The sequence below is a fragment of the Paratractidigestivibacter sp. genome (assembly GCF_052362415.1).
Lineage (GTDB): Bacteria > Actinomycetota > Coriobacteriia > Coriobacteriales > Atopobiaceae > Paratractidigestivibacter.
This window is the reverse complement of sequence record NZ_DAWEMK010000179.1, coordinates 1-2,306: the sequence shown is the minus strand read 5'-3', so window position 1 is coordinate 2,306 and position 2,306 is coordinate 1. Positions and strand designations below refer to the sequence as shown.

Here is a 2,306-nt window from a genome sequence, read left to right as displayed (position 1 = left end):
GCACGCCCATGGCGCGGACCTTCTCGGTGAAGTAGGTGCAGGTCTCCTCGATCACGTAGAGCTCGTCCACGGAGGCGGCGAACTCGGCGATCTTCGCCGGCGGCAGCGGCCAGGTGAGGCCGAGCTTGAGCACGGAGGCCTCGGGCAGGGCCTCGCGCACGTGGGTATAGAGCGCGCCCGCGCCGATGACGCCGACGGAGCGGTCGCGCATCTCGATGCGGTTGAGGTCGGTCTTTTCCGCGAAGGTGACGAGCGCGTCCTCGCGCTCGTCGGTCGCCGCGCGGCGACGCACGGCGTTGGCGGGCATCATCACGTACTTGCCGATTCGGCTCTCGTAGGGGCGCGGCTCGACCTCGGCGCGCTCGCCCGCGACGTGGACCATGGTGCGCGTGTGCGCCACGCGCATGGTCTCGTGCAACATGACGGGGGTGTCGAAGCGCTCAGAGAGCCCGAAGGAGAGCTTGGCCATCTCGTAGGCCTCCTGCGAGTCGCAGGGATCCAGGCACGGCACGCGCGCGAAGCTCGCGTAGTAGCGCGAGTCCTGCTCGTTCTGGGAAGAGTAGCAGGACGGGTCGTCTGCGACCAGCAGCACGAGGCCGCCGTTCACGCCGGTGTTCGCCGCGCTCATGAAGGGGTCCGCCGCGACGTTCAGGCCGACGTGCTTCATCGCCGCGAGCGCGCGCACGCCGCCCATCGCCGCGCCCAGCGCGACCTCGAGGCCGACCTTCTCGTTGGGCGCCCACTCGCAGTAGACGCCGTCCTTCCGGACCAGGTTCTCCAGGGCCTCCGTGGACGGGGTGCCGGGATAGCCGGACCCCACGGAGCAGCCCGCCTCCCAGACGCCCTGGGCGATCGCCTCGTTTCCGCTCAGAAGCTGCATGTGCTTCTCCTCCCCAATCGTGCCCGCTTGCCTGAAGCTCGCCAGACTAGCGGCGGTTCTCGTAGTCTACCAGGGATTTCGTTCCGTACCTCTCGCGCAGGAGGGGCTTCTCGATCTTGCCGGTGGGGTTGCGCGGGACGGGCGCGAATATCCAGCGCCGCGGGCGCTTGTAGCGCGGAAGCCCCAGGCAGAACTCGTCGAGCGCGGCCTCGCCCAGGCGCTCCTCCCAGCCGGGCTTCACCTCGACGACGGCGCAGGCAACCTCGCCCAGGCGCTCGTCGGGAAGGCCGATGACGGCCACGTCCTGGATGCCGGGGTGGCCCATGAGGTAGTCCTCGATCTGGATGGGGTAGAGGTTCTCGCCGCCCGTGATGATGACGTCCTTCTTTCTGTCGACGAGCCAGTAGAACCCCTCGGCGTCCTGGCGGGCCATGTCGCCGGTGCGCAGCCAGCCGTCGACGAGCGCCTCGGAGGTGGCCTCGGGGTCCTTGTAGTAGCACTCCATGAGGCCGGGCCCGCGCACGCAGAGCTCGCCGACCTCGCCCTGGGCGACCTCGGCGCCGCCGGCGTCCACGACCTTGGCCTCCCAGCGGTACCCCGGCACGCCGATGGCTCCCACGTGGTCGACGTTGCCCACGCCCAGGTGCACGCAGCCCGGGCCCATCGACTCGGAGAGCCCGTAGTTCGTGTCGTACTGCTGGCCCGGGAACACCTCGAGCCAGCGCTCGACGAGGCTCCTCGGCACGGGCTGGGCGCCGATGTGCATGAGGCGCCACTGCGAGAGCTCGTAGTCGGCGAGGTTGACCGAGCCCTGCTCGACGGCGGTGAGAATGTCCTGGGCCCAGGGGACGAGCAGCCAGACGATGGTGCAGCGTTCGTCCGAGACGGTCTGCAGGATGGTCTTGGGCGAGACCCCGCGCAGCAGCACGCCGCGCCCGCCCGCGAGCAGGCTCCCCATCCAGTGCATACAGGCGCCCGTGTGGTAGAGCGGCGGGATGCACAGGAACACGTCGTCGGCGGTCTGGCCGTGGTGGACCTGCTCCATCTGGGCGGCCTGGGCCAGGCTCTCGTGGTCGTGGAGGATGGCCTTGGGGAAGCCCGTTGTGCCCGAGCTGAAGTAGATCGCCGCCTCGTCCGTCGGCTTGAGCGGGACCCGCGGGTCCGCCGAGCTGCACAAAGAGGTGAGCTCGCTGTAGGGCTCGGCCCAGGTGGGGCAGTCGTCGCCGACATAGAAGACGAGCCGGCCGGCCTGGATGCGCGGGATAATGTCCTCGACGCGCCCGATGAACTCGGGCCCGAACACGAGGATGTCCGCGTCGGACTTCTGGAGGCAGTACTCGATCTCGTCGGAGGAGTAGCGGAAGTTGAGCGGCACCACGACGGCGCCGGTCTTGAGCGCGCCGAAGTAGATAGGCAGCCACTCGAT

General features: G+C 69.3%; 2 protein-coding genes. Both read right to left on the bottom strand.

The window, feature by feature from the left end; all coding sequences use genetic code 11:
• Nucleotides 1–880 (bottom strand): hypothetical protein (locus tag ACT84W_RS10615; protein WP_444329193.1); only part of this gene is annotated, 880 nt, incomplete at its 3' end.
• 46 nt (nt 881–926) lie between these two features.
• The coding region (locus ACT84W_RS10610) for a class I adenylate-forming enzyme family protein (RefSeq protein WP_444329192.1) at nt 927–2,306 on the bottom strand (1,380 nt) is incomplete at its 5' end.